Source organism: Marinobacter litoralis (assembly GCF_003336705.1).
In the GTDB taxonomy this organism is placed as follows: domain Bacteria; phylum Pseudomonadota; class Gammaproteobacteria; order Pseudomonadales; family Oleiphilaceae; genus Marinobacter; species Marinobacter litoralis.
This window is the reverse complement of record NZ_QMDL01000001.1, coordinates 1,019,319-1,035,333: the sequence shown is the minus strand read 5'-3', so window position 1 is coordinate 1,035,333 and position 16,015 is coordinate 1,019,319. Positions and strand designations below refer to the sequence as shown.

The following is a 16,015-nucleotide window of genomic DNA, read 5'->3' as shown; positions in this document are numbered from 1 at the left end:
GATCTGCTACAGGAAATGCATTGATGAATCAGGAACGCCAACGGATTGCAGTAATCGGGGCCGGAGTGTCAGGCTTAACCGCAGCGTGGATGCTCAGCGAACATCACGATATTGAACTCTTCGAGGCCGCCGATTACGCAGGGGGGCATACCAATACCGAACAGGTCCCATTGGGTGGAAAAACCTGGCCGGTGAATACCGGTTTTATTGTGTTCAACGACTGGACCTACCCTAATTTCATTAAGTTAATGGATCGGCTGGGAGTCGCCTCCGAAGTTAGCACCATGAGTTTTAGCGTGGATTCCCAAGTCACCGGATTGCAGTACAACGGCACCAGCCTGAACACGCTTTTTGCGCAGCGCAGAAATCTGTTTAACCTCAAGTTCCTGAAAATGGTCAGAGAGATTCTCCGATTCAATAAGGAATCCCGGGCCGATCTGGCGGATGGTCAAATCCCCGAAGGTGAAACCTTGGGCGAATATTTAAACCGAAATCGCTACAGCCTTTACTTCCGAAAGCACTACATCGTGCCCATGGGCGCGGCAATCTGGTCTGCCCCGGAGCTTGTTCTCGAACAATTCCCGATTCGTTTTTTCCTGCAGTTTTTTAATAACCACGGCATGTTGTCTGTGGATGACCGGCCAACCTGGCGGGTCATTTCCGGGGGCTCGGCCACCTACGTAACACGGATGATGGAACGACTCGGGGACAAAACACATCTCAACAGCCCAGTATCGGAAATCCAGCGTGACGAAGACGGCGTCAGCATCGTTTCGAATGGCCAAAGCCATCGATTCGATCAGGTCATTCTTGCTTGTCACAGCGATCAAGCCTTGGCAATGCTGAGCAACCCGACCGAAAAAGAGCAAGCCATTCTCGGCGCAATCGGCTACCAGAAAAATGATGTGGTACTCCACACCGATGCCAGTGTATTGCCCTCAAATTCGCTGGCGTGGGCCGCATGGAATTACAGGTTGCCGGAACACAGTACTCAACCGGTATCGGTCACCTACAACATGAATATCCTTCAGAACTTTGAAGACGCGCCGGAAACCTTTTGTGTCACCCTGAACCGTAACCGGGATATCGATCCTGAGAAAATCATCAAACGCTTCGAATACGACCACCCGGTGTTTACGATGGATGCGGTAAACGCTCAAGACCGTTACCACGAAATTGGTGACCATAACCGCACCCATTTTTGCGGTGCCTACTGGTTCAACGGTTTCCATGAGGACGGTGTTCGTAGCGCGCTACGGGTGGCGAAAGCCTTTGGTGTGGAGCTCTGAGCATGGCCACCGAATGGCTAGAGGGCACTATAAGACACAGGCGTAAGTTACCGACACAACACCAGTTTAGCTACAACATTGGCATGCTGGCACTGGATGTCGATGACTGGAACACAGTCACTGATACCAGCCCGCTATTCTCGCTGGAACGGTTTAACTGGATGGGGCTACGTCGTAAGGATTACCTGGATCCCGACGAGCCGAATTTACGCGAAGCGGTCAATCAACGGGTTCTAGCGGCTACCGGCTGGCGACCGGATGGTCCCATTCAACTCATTACCCACCCAAGGTATTTCGGCCACATCTTTAACCCGGTCAGTTTTTATCTGTGCTACGAACATGACCAAAACCCGAGCCGCGGCGATGTGCCTAAAGTCATCCTCGCCCAGATCACCAATACTCCGTGGAAAGAGCGGCACGTGTACTGTCTGGAATGCCAACAGCCCGGCCCCCATTCCGGGCAATGGCAAACCGAGCGTTTCGCGTTCAGCAAGCGCTTCCATGTCTCACCCTTCAACGGTATGGACCAGCATTATCAGTGGCTGTTCAGCTTTCGGGGTCCCGAACTGCGCATCCACATGAACGTGGAGCAGGAACAGCAAAAACATTTTGATGCCACGTTGGTAGTCCAACGTACCGCCTTGAACCGTATAACCCTTCATAAGAGCCTTCGCAGGTTTCCGCTGGAAACCCTTAAAGGGGTAGCCGGTATTTATTGGAATGCCTTGAAACTAAAACTGAAAGGCACCCCCTTCTATACCCACCCGGACAAGCTAGACGCTCAAGCGTCAGATTTTCGCAGGGGAACAGAAGATCTGGGCAGAGACATCACCGAGTCGCATTCCGAAACAACTTTAACAGGAAGGGTAACCTCATGGAGAACGTGAACACCGCCACCAGCAAAACAAGCCTGCCGACCGGGCGTCTACCATTGATCAGTCGTGTGGCGAAGCGGCTGGTTTGTCATCAGTTGGGGCAACTCGGCAAAGGTTCTCTCCGAATTCGAGAAGCGGGCTTCGATGATCTGGTGTTTGGCGACAACGATACGGCTTACCCTTCAGCCGAGCTGATCATTCACAATCACAGCACTTGGCGAGACTTAGTGACCGGCGGCAGCGTGGGAGCGGCAGAGGCATTCGTCGCGGGCGACTGGAGCTCTCCGGACCTTGTGGCCTTACTGCGGTTTTTCACTCGCAATCTAGACACCATGAACGCGTTCGAGGACAAATTCAGCTGGATTAGCAAACCTGCACTGAAAGGTCTGCATTGGTTGAACAGGAACACGCCCGAAGGCTCCCGAAAAAACATCAGTGCCCACTATGATCTGGGCAACGATTTATTCAGTCAGTTTCTTGATCCGACCATGATGTACTCATCGGCAATCTATCCTAGCCAAGACGCGTCGCTCGACGAAGCTGCTGTTCATAAACTCGATGTGATCTGCCAAAAACTGGATTTGCAGCCCGACGATCACGTAATGGAAATCGGCACCGGCTGGGGAGGCTTCGCCATACACGCGGCCAAGCACTACGGCTGCCGCGTAACCACCACAACGATTTCCAAAGAGCAGCTGGAACTGGCTAAAGAGCGCGTCCAAGCCGAAGGTCTGGAAGACAAGATCACCCTGTTATTTGACGATTATCGCGACCTGAGCGGCCAATTCGACAAACTGGTATCGATCGAAATGATTGAAGCGGTTGGCCCCGAGTTTCTGGACAGTTACCTGAGCCAAATCAGCGCCCTGCTCAAACCATGTGGTCTTGCGTTGGTTCAAGCCATCAACATGCCGGAACAGCGTTATGAACGCGCCTTAAAAAACGTCGACTTTATTCAACGCTACATATTCCCGGGCAGCTTTATCCCGTCTTTTGGCGCCATTTTGGGCTCGATGAGCCGAGGCTCCGACCTGGTACTGACGCAAGTAGACGATTTCGGTTTCCATTACGCCCGGACACTGCACGATTGGTGCGAACGCTTCATGGCTAAAAGGGAGGCACTGGCGGAGCAAGGTTACGACACACAGTTCCAGCGCTTATGGCAGTTCTATTTTGCCTACTGCGAAGCGGGCTTCAGCGAACGGGCCATCGGTGTTGCTCATGTAGTCATGGCCAAGCCCGCCAACAAGCACAGCGCCATTAACGTTACATGATTCAGTCGAAAACCGGTCGCAACACCCTCAATTTTGTACTGTTTCAGGCCGGCTGGCTCCTTTGTGTGTTGTACCCTGGCCATGCAGCTGCGGCGGTGGCCGTGGTGATCCTGGCCTTACACATGTTATGGGTAAGCACTCGCCGAAGGTCAGAATTTCTCTTCATCGCGATTGGTATCGTACTTGGCAGCTTGCTGGATTCGCTGTGGTTGCAGGCTGGCATTCTTGCCCTCGAAGGTGCGGAAACGCCTCCATTTGCACCAATATGGCTTATTGCCATCTGGGGCCTTTTCATGACGACCTTGTGCCATTCACTAAGCTGGGTTGCTCAGCGAGCGTGGCTTCCGTACGTTCTGGCTCCCCCTGCCGGGTCGTTTGCCTATTGGTCCGCCAGCAAGCTGGGTGCGGTGACCCTTCCTGACCAAACCATTTCCCTGCTGGCCATCGCAGCCGGCTGGCTCGTTCTGTTCCCGCTGTTGCTGCTTATTCGTAAACATCTGACCTTAAGGCTCGCCTCATGATTCGATGGGCTGTGGGTGCAATGTGTATTCTGACGACCGGATTGGCTGCGGCCGCCACATTTGAATTTGTTGGAACAGCCCAATCAATCGACAGCCAAAAAGAACTCTACGAGGAGCGGCACCAGGTAACAGGAAACTGCTCGGAAACAGGGTTTGAACCCAGAGAGCATTCCGTGACTTACCACAAAGGCTCCGACGATCGCCGCTTTGCCTTCAAAACATTGCAATATGGCGAACACCCCAGCCGACCCAGAGTCGATTTCAGCCAGCCGGACTTTGGCGAATCGTTGGAGATTTCTTACCCGGATTCAACACAACTCATCGTTGACTGGCAAACCCCAGTTGAAAGCCCAAGACGCTTCCGCGTGAGCTACGATAATCGTTTGGTTGTCGATGCCGGTTTCGATCAGTTTGTCAGGGCTAACTGGCAAGATGTCACCGCCGGGAAATCGATCCCTTTCCGCTTTCTGGCTCCCACCCGCGGGGATCACTACGGATTTGTTCTGGAGCCAGCACCAAACACGATGATCGACGCCGATGTGGCGGTGCAGATTCGCCCCACCAGTCTGGTTTTGCGGTTTCTGGTTGATCCCATCATTCTGGGCTACAACCAAAACGGCGCATTGACCCACTATCAGGGACTAACCAACATCCGGGCTAACCGCGAAACAAACTACACCGCACTCCTTCGCTATCGCATTACCCAATACCCGGGCTGCGACCTGACTTTGTAAAGTTCTCCCGTGCGGCCGTTCGGCCAAACGGTTATGCCCCCTTGGTGTGGTAAACTCCGGGCCAAACTGATTCGGAGATTCCATGACCATGATGTTCGTGTCGTTCAACGTGAACAGTATCCGCACTCGCTTGCACCAACTCGAGGCTGTTATTGACCAGCTGAACCCTGATTTCATAGGGCTTCAAGAAACCAAGGTCAGGGATGAAGAATTCCCCGAGGAGGCCATTCGGGAGCTCGGATACCACGTGCATTTTCATGGTCAGAAGACCCACTACGGTGTCGCGCTGCTTTCTAAACAAGCGCCCGATGAGGTGGTGAAAGGTTACCCAACCGATGACGAAGACGCGCAGCGCCGGCTCATTACCGGGCACTTCACCGTCAACGGCGAACCGCTTACGGTTATAAACGGCTACTTCCCGCAAGGGGAAAATCGAGACCACCCCACCAAATTCCCGGCCAAACAAAAATTCTACGCCGATCTGATGGATTTGTTAGACGAACTAAACAAACGCCCTGGCCACGTTGTCCTGATGGGTGATATGAACATCTCGCCAACCGACAAAGACATCGGAATTGGCCCGGACAACGCTAAACGCTGGCTACGTTCCGGCAAATGCAGCTTCTTGCCGGAAGAGCGGGAATGGTTGGGGCAAGTTGAGGCGCGCGGATTTACCGATGTGTTCCGGCACTTGAACCCCGAAGAAGCCGATACCTACAGCTGGTTTGATTACCGCAGCAAAGGCTTTGAGCGCGAGCCCAAGCGGGGCCTTCGCATCGACCTTGTTATGGCCAACGACAGCCTTTTGCCCAAAGCCAAAGATGCCGGCGTCAGTTATGAGATTCGGGCTATGGAGCGCCCCTCTGACCACTGCCCGATCTGGGCCAGTTTCGAACTCTGATAGGCTGACAATCCGCCATGAAGAAAATAAAAACCAGGGACAGGATACTGAACACCAGCTTGCAGCTTTTCAACAGCTTGGGTGAGCCAAACGTCACCACCCTGTTGATCTCGGATGAGTTGGACATCAGTCCGGGCAACCTTTACTACCACTTCAAAAGTAAAGGCGACATTGTTGAAGAGCTCTTCGAAAGCTTTGAAGCTGAAATGCTGGATTTGCTCGCAGTTCCGAGCAATGCGGACGTACCTGTAGACCAGTTCAGCTTCTTCCTGCACCTCTTGTTCGAAGCAGTTGCCCGCTATCGGTTCCTGTACCAGGACCTGGTGAACGTGCTGTCTCGATACGAACAGCTACAAGTGCGCTTTCGGCGGATACTCAAGAAGAAAACTCAGGCTTTCGAGTCGCTGTGCACCAGCTTTAAACGGCAGGGTTTGATGGTGAGCGGCCCGTCAGAGCTAGACGCCCTGTGCCAGCAGCTCACTCTGACCGTTTGCTACTGGAGCAGCTTCGACACACTCTCGCATCTGGATGATCGGGATTTCGTCGATCCCGGTAAAGGGGTGTATCAGATCTTGCACCTGATACTGCCCCATCTTACCGAAGATCACAAAGAGGAAGTCAGACTGATCAGCGAGACGTATCTGTAAGGCTCAACTTATTCCTCTTCATCGTTATCATTCGATGAACTTCCACGGAGTTTGGCCAGCTCGGCTTCCAGGTATTCAATACGGCTCTCTAGTGCCTGAATGTCTTCCTTACGATGAATACCCAGTCGGCGTAAGGCTCCCGAAACCCGTTGGTCGAACATATGTTCAAGTTTATCCCAAGTGCCGGTTGCACGCTCGCGTACTTCGCCAACCCGATCTTCTACCGTGCGGATCTGCTTACCGACAACGCCCCGGGTTTTTGATTCAAGCTGTTCGCCTTCCTGAACCAGGCGGTCGAAGAATTTACCGGCATCTTCCTCGGCTTTGGTGAAGGCACCAAGCCCGGCCAGCCAGATCTGGCGAGCAGAGTCCTTAATCTTTCCCGGCAGCTGCGGATCTGTCTCGGGTGTTTGGTCATCGTGCTCAGACATGAGTACCTCTTAAATACGAGCAATAGGATTAATTAGGCATTATATTACACCCACCTTTTGATTGCAGTGATTGCGGCACCCCGCTGAAACCCGCATAGCGACGGGCCGCAATATAAAGAACGCAAACATATGAAGAAATGTTTTCAAAGGAATCGGGGCAAAGCTTGAGTTGTACGAAATATGGTCAATACTTCTCAATACCGGTGTCCCCGTTGATGCCGGTTTGTCTGGAAGTCTTTCATGGATACTACTCGCACGCCTCTGCCCGGCCTCCCAAGCCGGGCTTTTTTTGAGCTTATTTCCTGTTATTATATGCTTATTCCAAAACGAACACTTTATCGGAGTTGTGCATGATAGACATTGCTTGGAGTCAATTCACCCCCGTCAGCGCTCTAGCTGGCGGTATTCTGGTCGGCCTTGCCGCCGCCAGCTTTTTGTTGTTGAACGGCCGCATTGCCGGTATTAGCGGAATTCTGGGTGGACTGTTATCCCCTACGCGCAACGATATGCTCTGGCGCATGGCGTTTCTCGGTGGTTTGATCGGAACCCCGATCGTTTGGAAGCTGTTTGGTGAATTACCGCCAATTGAAGTCGATGCGGGCTTCCCGGCTATTATCATTGCAGGTCTGCTTGTGGGTGTTGGCACGCGCTATGGTTCCGGGTGCACCAGTGGTCACGGCGTGTGCGGGCTATCAAGGCTGTCGCCTCGCTCGCTGGTTGCCACTCTGAGCTTTATGGCAACGGGTTTTATTACTGTGTACGTTATTCGCCACCTGATCGGAGCCTGATTTCATGAAATACAACCTGACCTCTCTGATTGCTGGTCTGATCTTTGGTTTGGGCCTTCTTGTTTCCGGCTTGGCTAACCCCGCCAAAGTGCTGGGCTTTCTTGATCTTGCGGGCCTCTGGGATCCATCACTCGCACTGGTTATGGGCGGCGCGATTCTTGTAGGCTTGGTGGCTTTCACGGTTGCCAAAAAACGTACCTTATCGTTGCTTGGCTTCAATATGAAACTGCCAACCAGCACCAAGATTGATAAACGCCTGGTTGGCGGCAGTTTAATGTTCGGTGTGGGCTGGGGCGTTGCTGGCTTCTGCCCGGGGCCTGCGCTGGTTGCGGTTGGTGCCGGCGAAATTAAAGGGATAGTCTTTGTCGCGTCCATGGTGGCAGGTATGATGCTCTTTGAACTCATCGAACGGAAACGTGCACAATCCTGACGCGATTCCAGCGATTTCGCTCGTATCCGTGCCGGGCTTATCACTAGCCCGGCTAATCCAACCTTTGGAGAAGCCCCATGGATATCAGAAGAATTGACGACACTATGTCTGTCGCGCCCCAGATTGCCATCGAAGACATCCCTGAAATTGCCCGCCTTGGTTTCAAGACCCTGATCGCTAACCGCCCCGACGGTGAAGAATTTGGTCAGCCACCAATGACCGACATCAAAGCAAGCGCCGAGGAACATGGGTTAAAATGGGTGTATCTGCCTGTTGCATCAGGCCATATTACTGATGAAGATGTCGATGCGTTTGCACCTATGTTCAAGGCAGCGGAAAAGCCTGCTTTGGCCTTTTGTCGGTCTGGCACGCGCAGCGCAGTATTGTGGGCGCTGAGTTCAGCCCGGGAACAAGATCCACAAGACTTGCTCTCGAAAGCTTATCAAGCCGGTTATGATCTCACCGGGCTAATTGGCCGTATGCATACGCAGCAGCAGAACCACCAAAGTTAACACCCCACAACCGGAAAGTTTCAATGCCATACAAAGGGACTGAAAATTTCAGCCATAACCAGGCGGAACGCCTGGGTGTTCTTGTCACTAATCTGGGCACACCTGACGCCCCCACACCCTCAGCGTTAAGAAAGTATCTGGCTGAATTTTTATGGGACCCGCGCGTTGTGGAAGTACCTCGCCCACTCTGGTGGCTGATACTGCATGGGGTCATCCTGCGCATTCGCCCAAGACGCAGCGCAAAAGCCTATGCGGGCGTTTGGTCGCCGGAAGGGTCGCCATTACTGGTGCACACCGCCAAACAAGCAGAGGGTATCAGGGAGGCACTGCAGGCCAAATACGGGAGCAATGTTGTAGTGGGCTTTGCCATGCGCTACGGCAACCCGTCCATTCCCCGAGTACTGGATGAGATGCAGCAACAAGGGGTGACCAAACTGCTGGTCCTTCCCCTTTATCCGCAATATTCTGCGTCAACATCCGCCTCCACCTTCGATGCAATTTCCAAGGACTTCATGGGGCGTCGCTGGCTTCCAGACTTCCGTTTTGTATCCCATTATCATGACTTTCCTGCCTATATCGAAGCGATGGCTCAGCATATCGAAGCGCATTGGGCCGAACACGGGCGTAAGCAAAAGCTGATTCTTTCTTATCACGGGATACCGCTTAAATACCTGCTGAATGGCGATCCGTATCACTGCGAGTGCCATAAAACCTCGCGTTTGCTCGCAGAACGACTGGGGTTAAAAAAGGACGAGTACCTCACCACATTCCAATCCCGTTTTGGCCGTGAGGAATGGCTTAAACCCTATACCGATGAAACGCTGAAATCTTTGCCTGCAACCGGCGTTAAGTCCATAGACGTTTTCTGTCCGGGCTTTTCTTCCGATTGTTTGGAAACCGTTGAGGAAATCGATGAGGAAAATCGAGAGTACTTTATGGAAGCTGGCGGTAAAGAGTTTGCTTACATCCCCTGCCTGAATGCCTCACCGGGGCACATCAATGCACTTGTGCAGCTTATTGAAGAAAACATCCAAGGCTGGGCCGTACCCACCAACGATGGCGAGCAACTGGAAGCTCGAGCGAAACTGGCAGAAGCGCGGAAACAGGCCACCTTCCCTGGCCGAAACGACATCTGATCTTGCTCCGCCGAGGGCCATCACTCTTAATCAGGGTGATGGCTTTTGGTAACTTCAGCCTTCGCTACTTCGCCTTTGCGTTCCGTGTCAGGCAAGGCCTGGCAGAACGTGCATTCCTCCGTATCAACCGCCGCACCGCCCGATTCTACGTAGCGAATACGGTGGCTCGCATTGCCACGATTGGCTGATACTGAAAAACGACGATCTTTGCGCTTGTCCTGCTCAGAAATCTTGTCAACGTGCGTCATGGAGCACCTCCGTTCAGTTCTCACTTATGGTGATAAAACCGAGAAGCGAAGACAATACGAGGATAGACGGACCGGGCTTGAAGGGAGAAGCATCTGCCCGCCTTATACAAAACCGGCGGGCAGATTCGTTCAGAAGTTAGCTCTCACGAGCGTCTTCCCAGGTTTTCAGCAGTTCTTTATAAGGCACCGTCTTACCCGGTACTTTTTCGTTCGCCAACTTCGGCTTTGGTGCGCCAGGCTGATCCAACCAGTACTGAGGATCGCGAGGTTTGTTCAGCTTGGGGCCACAGTTAGGCATAACATTAGCCCGTTCCAAACGCTCCATCACACGGTCCTGTGCATCGGCAAGGCCATTCAGGGCTTCCTGAGGCGTCGCTTCGCCACTGGCTGCCTGAGCAATGTACTGCCACCAGAGTTGCGCCAGTTTCGGATAGTCCGGAACGTTGGTGCCGGTCGGCGTCCACTGGACACGAGCCGGGCTGCGGTAGAATTCGACTAACCCACCGAGTTTCGGGGCCAACTCGGTCATGTAGTCCGAGTTGATGTCCGAGTCACGAATGGGCGTAAGTCCAGCAATGGTTTTCTCCAGCGACACGGACTTGGCAACCGTGAACTGGGCGTAAAGCCAGGCAGCCAAACGGCGTTTCTCAGGCGTCGAATTCAGGAATGTCCATGATCCCACGTCCTGATAACCCAGTTTCATGCCTTCTTCCCAGTATGGGCCGCGAGGCGAAGGTGCCATGCGCCATTTCGGCGTGCCATCTTCATTCACCACCGGCAAGCCATCTTCAATCATGCTCGCTGTGAAGGCGGTGTACCAGAAAACCTGCTGGGCAATATTACCTTGAGCCGGAACAGGGCCGGATTCGGAGAACGTCATACCGGTTGCTTCCGGTGGCGCGTATTTCTCCATCCAATCTACGTATTTGGTGGTTGCGTAAACGGCCGCTGGCCCGTTGGTGGCACCTCCGCGTGACACGTTCGATCCGACCGGGTGGCAACCCTCAACACGAATGCCCCACTCGTCTACCGGCAACCCGTTTGGAAGCCCTTTGTCGCCAGCACCAGCCATAGAGAACCAGGCATCGGTAAAGCGCCAACCGAGAGACGGGTCTTTCTTGCCGTAGTCCATGTGACCATAAACTTTCTTGCCGTCGATTTCCTTTACGTGAACGGTGAAGAACTCGGCAATGTCTTCATACGCAGACCAGTTGATGGGAACACCCAGCTCGTAGCCATAGCGGTCTTTAAATTGCTTTTTCAGGTCTTCCCTTTCGAACCAGTCCGCGCGAAACCAATACAAGTTGGCAAATTGCTGACTGGGCAGCTGGTACAGCTTGCCATCTGGCCCGGTGGTGAAATCGAGCCCGATAAAGTCATCAAGATCGAGCGTTGGCAGGGTCAGATCTTTGCCTTCGCCCTTCATGATGTCTTCAACCGCGACCACCTTGCCGTAGCGGACGTGGGTACCGATCAAGTCAGAGTCGTTTACATAACCATCGTAAATATTCCGGCCGGACTGCATTTGGGTCTGCAGTTTTTCGATAACGTCGCCTTCCTGAATCAACGTGTGGTTGAGTTTGATGCCGGTGATTTCAGTGAACGCTTTGGCTAAAACGTTGGATTCGTATTCATGGGTTGCAATGGTTTCAGACACCACGTTGATTTCCATACCGCGGAAATCTTTCGCAGCGTTGGTGAACCAGGCCATCTCCTCCAACTGCTGCTCTTTGGTCAGGGTCGATCGTTTGAACTCGTTCGATACCCACTTTTCAGCGGCGTCTGAGTATTGATCCGCGTAGGCTTGCAGGCTAAGGCCCATCGTCGCTGCGGCGATGGCCGCACTTAGTATCAGGGCCCCGGGATGTTTTTTATTCTTGGACATATCCGACCTCATTGACTGTTTTTATTGACAGAGCGTTTTCAAACACTGCTTACAAGCTAGTTCGCAAACGAACCCTTTACAAATTGGATCGCCCCGCTCTTAGCCCCATCGGAGCAGCACTAACAACCAAAGCACCGAAACACCCAAGGCGACCCATAAACTGATATTACTGACCGCCAGAAAGGCGAGATGAATGTAGGCTGCCGACAACAAACCAATGAAGAGGCGGTCCCCGCGAGTCGTTTCAATGGGTAGAAAGCCTTTGCGTTCCGTACACGGTGAAATAATTTCGAATACGGTCATAACCGCCAGTAAGGCCGCAATCACCGCAAAGAAAATGGCCACACTGGGCGTCCAGTTCATCCACGCAATCATACGTTTTCTCCTTAAACGCGCCCGAGCGCGAAGCCTTTCGCGACATGGTTACGAACAAACCAGATCACCAACAAGCCGGGAATAATAGTCAACACTCCGGCTGCCGCCAGGACACCCCAATCAATACCGCTGGCCCCGATGGTGCGGGTCATGATGGCCCCGATGGGCTGGGCATCCACAGAAGTGAGCGTTCTTGCCAACAGCAGCTCAACCCACGAGAACATAAACGCAAAAAACGCGGTTACACCGATACCGGAGCGAATCATCGGCAGAAACACCTTTATGAAAAACCGCGGAAAGCTGTATCCGTCGATGTAGGCCATTTCGTCGTATTCGCGGGGCACCCCTTTCATAAACCCTTCAAGAATCCAAACTGCCAGAGGCACATTGAACAGGCAGTGAGCCAACGCAACGGCAATGTGGGTATCGAACAAGCCTATGGATGAGTACAGCTGGAAGAACGGCAGCAAAAACACCGCCGGTGGTGCCATGCGGTTACTGAGTAGCCAGAAGAACAGGTGTTTGTCACCCAGAAATTTATACCGACTGAACGCATAAGCCGCGGGTAATGCTACCAGCAAAGTGATAATAACGTTGATCGTTACGTAGGCCATGGAATTGAGATAGCCGTTGTACCAACTTGGGTCGGTGAAAATCACCACGTAATTATCCAGGGTGAAATTCTCTGGCCACATGGTCAGCCCCCCAAGGATTTCCTGATTGGTTTTGAACGACATGTTCAACAGCCAATAAACAGGCATCAGGAGCAAGGCAATAAACACAGTTATCGCGACATTTTTCGAGCGGGCTTGCTTCATCACACTCTCCTTATTGTTCTTTGTCGGCGTGAGTGATTGCGGTGAAGAACAACCATGAAATCAGCAGAACGATCAGGAAATATATCAGGGAGAAAGCCGCCGCTCGCCCCAGATCAAACTGCCCTATCGCCATGGTCGTCAGGGTTTGGCTCAGAAAGGTAGTCGAACTGCCCGGGCCACCTCCGGTCAGCACAAACGGCTCGGTATAGATCATGAAGCTGTCCATGAAGCGCAGCAGAACAGCGATAATCAGCACGCTTTTGAGTCTTGGCAGCTGGATATAACGGAATACCGCCCACTTGGATGCCCGGTCTATCTCCGCCGCTTGATAAAAGGCTTCCGGAATCGCGCGCAGGCCGGAATAACAGAGCAACGCAACCAAAGGCGTCCAATGCCAGACATCCATCAACAGGACCGTTAGCCACGCATCGACGGTGCTACCGGTGTAGTTATAATCAATGCCTAACTGGTTAATGCCCCAGCCAAATAAACCAATATCGCCCCGAGCAAAGATCTGCCAGATCGTACCAACCACGTTCCAGGGAATCAGCAGCGGTATGGCGACCAAGATCAAGCACAGGGAGCCTTTGATACCCGACTTTGGCATCATCAGCGCAACGCTGATGCCCAAAGGTATCTGGATCAACAATACCGCACCGGAAAACAAAAACTGACGCAGCAAAGAATCTTGCAAACGTTCGTCAGTGAGCACTTCTTTGAACCATTCTGTACCGACAAAATACGCTTGCCCCGGCCCGAAGATATCCTGCACTGAATAGTTAACTACGGTCATCAGCGGGATGAGTGCCGAAAACGCCACCAACAAAAACACCGGCAGCACCAACCACCAGGCTCGATTGTTTGGAATCTTATCCATCACGATTGCTCCTGTATCAGGAATTCGTCGACGTACAGCATCGTCCACTGAGACGGCATTGAAAGGTGGAGGCGACTGCCAATTGCGACCTGGAAGTCCTCATCCACTCGTACCTTGAGTGTCTGCGCCTCAAGCCCTACATCGACGATCTTGTACGTACCAAGATCTTCCATATCCATAACCTCGACTTCATAAGAATCATCGAGAGGTTTCATCTCTAACCTTATGAATTCAGGTCGAATACCAATCTTGATATTGGTTGAGTTAAGGCGCGCCAATTGCTCTACCTGCCAAGGCGACAAAGTAATCTCGGTTGACCCGAAACGAACCCCCGTAGCACTCCGCTCTACATCGATGAGATTCATGCCGGGGCTGCCAATAAAGTAGCCAACAAAGGTGTGATTGGGTTGTTCGAACAATTCGGTCGGGGTGCCGAACTGTACAATCTGGCCGTCATACATGACCGCTATCTTGTCGGCAAAAGTTGAGGCTTCCAATTGATCGTGGGTCACGTAGACCATGGTGATATCGAATTGCTCATGGATTTGCTTGAGTTTGCGACGCAACTTCCATTTAAGCTGAGGATCAATCACCGTGAGTGGTTCATCGAACAAAATGGCGGACACATCTTCTCGCACCAGCCCTCGCCCCATTGAGACCTTTTGCTTTTCGTCGGCGGTCAGGTTCTTGGCTTTTTTGTGCAGCTTGTCCTCTATCTCCAGAACTTCGGCAATCTCCTGCACGCGCTCCTTGATACGTGCCGATGGGACCTTATTGTTCTTCAACGGAAACGCGAGGTTTTGGTAAACCGTCATCGAGTCATAAATTACCGGAAACTGGAATACCTGGGCGATGTTGCGGTCCCTTGGCGAAAGTGCATTGACGCGTTTGCCATCAAACAGCACCTCACCTTCCGATGGCTGCACCAACCCCGAGATGATGTTCAGCATCGTGCTCTTGCCACATCCGGACGGTCCGAGAAGCGCATAAGCACCACCTTTGTGCCAGACATGGTCGAGCTGCCGAATCGCGTAATCTTCTGGGCCTGAGGGCGATTTGCTGTAGCTGTGGGCGAGTGACTTCAGGTGAATCTCTGCCATTACACTTCCCTCCCCGAGGCCAGCGACGGCGTGTGCACCAGTTGTTCGTGGGTGTCGAACACAAACAATTTGTTCATCGGCAGGTACACCTTGATCGGGGCACCTGTGTGGTATTGGTGCACACCCATCGACTGAGTCACCATGTCGAAATGACGGCTTTCAACATGCATGAAGGTTTCAGAGCCACTGATTTCGCTCAGCGCCACTTCCACGGGAATTTCAAGATCGTCATCGTTGGCGGGCGCCAAAGCGATATGGCTCGGACGGATGCCGAACCAGTAATCGCCCGGTTTGAGGTTGGCCAGTTCCTGCGTCAGTGCATGGCGGGTGTCTTCACCAAACGAAAGTTCCGTATCGAAAACACGGCCACGTACCAGGTTCATCGGCGGTTCGCTGAACAGCTGGGCTGCCAGTGTGCTCACCGGCTTGCGATACACGTCCATCACGGGGCCGCTTTGCACCACATGACCTTCGTGAAGCAGTGTGGTTGTTCCCCCTAAAGCCAAGGCTTCGTTCGCCTCGGTTGTGGCGTAAACCGCAATACACTGGCGTTCCCGGAACAGATCCCGAAGCTCGGCCCTCAGCTCCTCCCGAAGTTTGTAGTCGAGGTTCACAAGGGGTTCGTCGAACAACACTAAAGTGGCATCTTTCACCAAGGCACGTGCCATGGCGGTGCGTTGCTGCTGACCACCAGAGAGTTCCAGAGGAAACCGCTTCAAAAGCGGTTCGATTTGCAGCATGGCTGCGGTTTCTTTCACTCGCCGGTCGATTTCCGATTCCGGCATTTTCGCCAAACGCAGGGGCGAGGCGATGTTTTCGTACACTGAAAGGTTCGGGTAATTGATGAACTGTTGATAGATCATCGAAATATTGCGGCGTTGAACACTTTGGCCGGTGACATCTTCGCCGTTATAGATCAACCGGCCTCCTGTCGGCTTATCCAGCCCCGCCATCAGACGCATCAACGAGGTTTTACCTGCGAGCGTCCGGCCCAGCAGTACATTGAACGAGCCAGCCTCAAACGTCAGGTTGGCGTCCCGAATGTAATCGACACCATCGACAATTCGGGAAAGGTTCTCGAGCGTTAAGGACATGTGTCTTCCTTGTTGTTTTTGTGAAAACGTGTCCGGGCACTGTTTGGTGCAAGCAGCGGTGAGGGCTTAAGTTAAATAAG

The 16,015-nt window shown here is 52.8% G+C and carries 19 protein-coding genes; 11 read left to right on the top strand and 8 right to left on the bottom strand.

Features of this window, described 5'->3' with window-relative positions:
- Positions 1-23 precede the first annotated feature (23 nt).
- The 7 genes from DOQ08_RS04775 to DOQ08_RS04745 all read left to right on the top strand — a co-directional run bounded on the left by DOQ08_RS04775 (position 24) and on the right by DOQ08_RS04745 (position 6,241).
- Positions 24-1,289: an NAD(P)/FAD-dependent oxidoreductase gene (locus tag DOQ08_RS04775; RefSeq protein ID WP_114333726.1), complete on the top strand. Its 1,266-nt coding sequence runs from the start codon at positions 24-26 to the stop codon at positions 1,287-1,289.
- Positions 1,290-1,291: 2 nt separating this feature from the next.
- Positions 1,292-2,176 (top strand): DUF1365 domain-containing protein, encoded by an 885-nt coding sequence (locus DOQ08_RS04770; RefSeq protein ID WP_114333725.1) that lies wholly within the window; start codon positions 1,292-1,294, stop codon positions 2,174-2,176.
- Positions 2,164-3,438 (top strand): SAM-dependent methyltransferase, encoded by a 1,275-nt coding sequence (locus tag DOQ08_RS04765; RefSeq protein ID WP_114333724.1) that lies wholly within the window; start codon positions 2,164-2,166, stop codon positions 3,436-3,438. The genes DOQ08_RS04770 and DOQ08_RS04765 overlap by 13 nt, the downstream gene beginning before the upstream one ends.
- On the top strand, positions 3,435-3,959 hold the full coding sequence (locus DOQ08_RS04760) for a DUF2878 domain-containing protein (RefSeq protein WP_114333723.1): 525 nt from the start codon (positions 3,435-3,437) through the stop codon (positions 3,957-3,959). Before DOQ08_RS04765 ends, DOQ08_RS04760 begins: the two co-directional genes overlap by 4 nt.
- Positions 3,956-4,693, top strand: coding sequence for a hypothetical protein (locus DOQ08_RS04755; protein ID WP_227537487.1), 738 nt, complete (start codon positions 3,956-3,958; stop codon positions 4,691-4,693). The genes DOQ08_RS04760 and DOQ08_RS04755 overlap by 4 nt, the downstream gene beginning before the upstream one ends.
- An 88-nt stretch (positions 4,694-4,781) precedes the next feature.
- On the top strand, positions 4,782-5,594 hold the full coding sequence (gene xthA / locus DOQ08_RS04750; protein WP_114333905.1) for an exodeoxyribonuclease III: 813 nt from the start codon (positions 4,782-4,784) through the stop codon (positions 5,592-5,594).
- 17 nt (positions 5,595-5,611) lie between these two features.
- Positions 5,612-6,241 (top strand): TetR/AcrR family transcriptional regulator, encoded by a 630-nt coding sequence (locus DOQ08_RS04745; RefSeq protein WP_114333722.1) that lies wholly within the window; start codon positions 5,612-5,614, stop codon positions 6,239-6,241.
- An 8-nt stretch (positions 6,242-6,249) separates the two neighbouring features.
- On the opposite strand, the gene DOQ08_RS04740 is transcribed toward DOQ08_RS04745, so the two are convergent.
- Positions 6,250-6,672 carry a phasin family protein gene (locus DOQ08_RS04740; protein WP_114333721.1) on the bottom strand — a complete coding sequence of 141 codons (423 nt, stop codon included), beginning with the start codon at positions 6,670-6,672 and terminating at the stop codon, positions 6,250-6,252.
- A 350-nt stretch (positions 6,673-7,022) separates the two neighbouring features.
- On the opposite strand from DOQ08_RS04740, the gene DOQ08_RS04735 reads away from it, so the two are divergent.
- The 4 genes from DOQ08_RS04735 (at position 7,023) to hemH (ending at position 9,538) form a co-directional block, all read left to right on the top strand.
- Positions 7,023-7,460, top strand: coding sequence for a YeeE/YedE family protein (locus DOQ08_RS04735; protein WP_114333720.1), 438 nt, complete (start codon positions 7,023-7,025; stop codon positions 7,458-7,460).
- Between the two features lie 4 nt (positions 7,461-7,464).
- Positions 7,465-7,890 (top strand): DUF6691 family protein, encoded by a 426-nt coding sequence (locus tag DOQ08_RS04730; RefSeq protein WP_114333719.1) that lies wholly within the window; start codon positions 7,465-7,467, stop codon positions 7,888-7,890.
- A 77-nt stretch (positions 7,891-7,967) separates the two neighbouring features.
- Positions 7,968-8,402, top strand: a complete 435-nt coding sequence (locus tag DOQ08_RS04725) for a TIGR01244 family sulfur transferase (protein WP_114333718.1) — start codon at positions 7,968-7,970, stop codon at positions 8,400-8,402.
- Between the two features lie 23 nt (positions 8,403-8,425).
- Positions 8,426-9,538, top strand: a complete 1,113-nt coding sequence (hemH, locus tag DOQ08_RS04720) for a ferrochelatase (RefSeq protein WP_114333717.1) — start codon at positions 8,426-8,428, stop codon at positions 9,536-9,538.
- 26 nt (positions 9,539-9,564) lie between these two features.
- On the opposite strand, the gene DOQ08_RS04715 is transcribed toward hemH, so the two are convergent.
- The 7 genes from DOQ08_RS04715 to DOQ08_RS04685 all read right to left on the bottom strand — a co-directional run bounded on the left by DOQ08_RS04715 (position 9,565) and on the right by DOQ08_RS04685 (position 15,935).
- Entirely contained in the window at positions 9,565-9,786 is a 222-nt protein-coding gene (locus DOQ08_RS04715; RefSeq protein WP_114333716.1) for a hypothetical protein, read from the bottom strand.
- Between the two features lie 136 nt (positions 9,787-9,922).
- Positions 9,923-11,671, bottom strand: coding sequence for an ABC transporter substrate-binding protein (locus DOQ08_RS04710; protein WP_114333715.1), 1,749 nt, complete (start codon positions 11,669-11,671; stop codon positions 9,923-9,925).
- A gap of 99 nt (positions 11,672-11,770) precedes the next feature.
- Positions 11,771-12,046: a DUF2160 domain-containing protein gene (locus DOQ08_RS04705; RefSeq protein ID WP_114333714.1), complete on the bottom strand. Its 276-nt coding sequence runs from the start codon at positions 12,044-12,046 to the stop codon at positions 11,771-11,773.
- 11 nt (positions 12,047-12,057) lie between these two features.
- Positions 12,058-12,864, bottom strand: a complete 807-nt coding sequence (locus DOQ08_RS04700; RefSeq protein WP_114333713.1) for a carbohydrate ABC transporter permease — start codon at positions 12,862-12,864, stop codon at positions 12,058-12,060.
- Between the two features lie 10 nt (positions 12,865-12,874).
- On the bottom strand, positions 12,875-13,741 hold the full coding sequence (locus DOQ08_RS04695) for a carbohydrate ABC transporter permease (RefSeq protein ID WP_114333712.1): 867 nt from the start codon (positions 13,739-13,741) through the stop codon (positions 12,875-12,877).
- Complete coding sequence (locus DOQ08_RS04690; protein ID WP_114333711.1) at positions 13,741-14,841, bottom strand: ABC transporter ATP-binding protein; 1,101 nt, start codon at positions 14,839-14,841, stop codon at positions 13,741-13,743. The genes DOQ08_RS04695 and DOQ08_RS04690 overlap by 1 nt, the downstream gene beginning before the upstream one ends.
- Positions 14,841-15,935: an ABC transporter ATP-binding protein gene (locus DOQ08_RS04685; RefSeq protein ID WP_114333710.1), complete on the bottom strand. Its 1,095-nt coding sequence runs from the start codon at positions 15,933-15,935 to the stop codon at positions 14,841-14,843. Before DOQ08_RS04685 ends, DOQ08_RS04690 begins: the two co-directional genes overlap by 1 nt.
- Between the last annotated feature and the right edge of the window lie 80 nt (positions 15,936-16,015).

Excerpts from the sequence above, each read along its gene's own strand:
- DOQ08_RS04710 (WP_114333715.1), bottom strand. The coding sequence starts at position 11,671 with ATGTCCAAGAATAAAAAACATCCCGGGGCCCTGATACTAAGTGCGGCC.
- DOQ08_RS04755 (WP_227537487.1), top strand. The coding sequence starts at position 3,956 with ATGATTCGATGGGCTGTGGGTGCAATGTGTATTCTGACGACCGGATTG.
- DOQ08_RS04685 (WP_114333710.1), bottom strand. The coding sequence starts at position 15,935 with ATGTCCTTAACGCTCGAGAACCTTTCCCGAATTGTCGATGGTGTCGAT.
- DOQ08_RS04700 (WP_114333713.1), bottom strand. The coding sequence starts at position 12,864 with ATGAAGCAAGCCCGCTCGAAAAATGTCGCGATAACTGTGTTTATTGCC.
- DOQ08_RS04775 (WP_114333726.1), top strand. The coding sequence starts at position 24 with ATGAATCAGGAACGCCAACGGATTGCAGTAATCGGGGCCGGAGTGTCA.
- DOQ08_RS04745 (WP_114333722.1), top strand. The coding sequence starts at position 5,612 with ATGAAGAAAATAAAAACCAGGGACAGGATACTGAACACCAGCTTGCAG.
- DOQ08_RS04760 (WP_114333723.1), top strand. The coding sequence starts at position 3,435 with ATGATTCAGTCGAAAACCGGTCGCAACACCCTCAATTTTGTACTGTTT.
- DOQ08_RS04705 (WP_114333714.1), bottom strand. The coding sequence starts at position 12,046 with ATGATTGCGTGGATGAACTGGACGCCCAGTGTGGCCATTTTCTTTGCG.
- DOQ08_RS04690 (WP_114333711.1), bottom strand. The coding sequence starts at position 14,841 with ATGGCAGAGATTCACCTGAAGTCACTCGCCCACAGCTACAGCAAATCG.
- hemH (WP_114333717.1), top strand. The coding sequence starts at position 8,426 with ATGCCATACAAAGGGACTGAAAATTTCAGCCATAACCAGGCGGAACGC.
- DOQ08_RS04765 (WP_114333724.1), top strand. The coding sequence starts at position 2,164 with ATGGAGAACGTGAACACCGCCACCAGCAAAACAAGCCTGCCGACCGGG.
- DOQ08_RS04735 (WP_114333720.1), top strand. The coding sequence starts at position 7,023 with ATGATAGACATTGCTTGGAGTCAATTCACCCCCGTCAGCGCTCTAGCT.
- DOQ08_RS04740 (WP_114333721.1), bottom strand. The coding sequence starts at position 6,672 with ATGTCTGAGCACGATGACCAAACACCCGAGACAGATCCGCAGCTGCCG.
- DOQ08_RS04715 (WP_114333716.1), bottom strand. The coding sequence starts at position 9,786 with ATGACGCACGTTGACAAGATTTCTGAGCAGGACAAGCGCAAAGATCGT.
- DOQ08_RS04770 (WP_114333725.1), top strand. The coding sequence starts at position 1,292 with ATGGCCACCGAATGGCTAGAGGGCACTATAAGACACAGGCGTAAGTTA.
- xthA (WP_114333905.1), top strand. The coding sequence starts at position 4,782 with ATGATGTTCGTGTCGTTCAACGTGAACAGTATCCGCACTCGCTTGCAC.
- DOQ08_RS04725 (WP_114333718.1), top strand. The coding sequence starts at position 7,968 with ATGGATATCAGAAGAATTGACGACACTATGTCTGTCGCGCCCCAGATT.
- DOQ08_RS04730 (WP_114333719.1), top strand. The coding sequence starts at position 7,465 with ATGAAATACAACCTGACCTCTCTGATTGCTGGTCTGATCTTTGGTTTG.
- DOQ08_RS04695 (WP_114333712.1), bottom strand. The coding sequence starts at position 13,741 with ATGGATAAGATTCCAAACAATCGAGCCTGGTGGTTGGTGCTGCCGGTG.